Genomic DNA, 523 nt, shown 5'->3' with positions numbered 1-523 from the left:
CGCGATGCGCCAGTACCCGGCGAACCGCTTGTCGAAGGAGATCGTCCCGCCTTTCCAGTGGGTCGGTTCCCCGATGCCGAGCTGCACGTTCGAGAACGCGGGCAGCCAGGCCGCCGTCTTGTCGTACTCGTGGATCCAGGCCGCGTCCCGCTGCTCGGGCGTGAAGTCGGCCAGGGGCCGCTCCCACACCTGCGGGACCATCGTCGGGAGCTTCATCGTGTCCGGGTCGGCCGGGGGCACCATCCGCCGGCGGACCGCCTCACAGATGACGTCCTGGCGGCCCGTCCCGCCCGCGAAGTCCTCCCCGGTCTTGTTCGGGGAGCGGTAGAACGGGTGGATCTGCGGACGCTCCTGCGGGCCGTGCCGGGTGGACAGGGTCCACACCATCAGCGCGTCCAGCAGCACTTCCGGGGTCTCGGGCCCGGCCAGGCCCGCGAGGCGGCTCTGGCGGGCCTTCTTGATCCCGTCGTCCCAGGCCGGGACCGCGACCGACAGCCGCTCGTCGCGGCCCTTCTCGGCCGGG

1 protein-coding gene is annotated in these 523 nt (G+C 72.3%); it reads right to left on the bottom strand.

The annotated features are described in order from the left end of the window. The coding region (locus IE249_RS35635) for a hypothetical protein (RefSeq protein ID WP_189711692.1) at window positions 1-523 on the bottom strand (523 nt) is incomplete at both ends.

The organism is Streptomyces anandii JCM 4720, assembly GCF_014650655.1.
GTDB classification, from domain to species: Bacteria; Actinomycetota; Actinomycetes; order Streptomycetales; family Streptomycetaceae; genus Streptomyces; species Streptomyces anandii.
The sequence above is the reverse complement of the archived record's forward strand: the minus strand, read 5'-3'. Positions and strand labels throughout refer to the sequence as shown.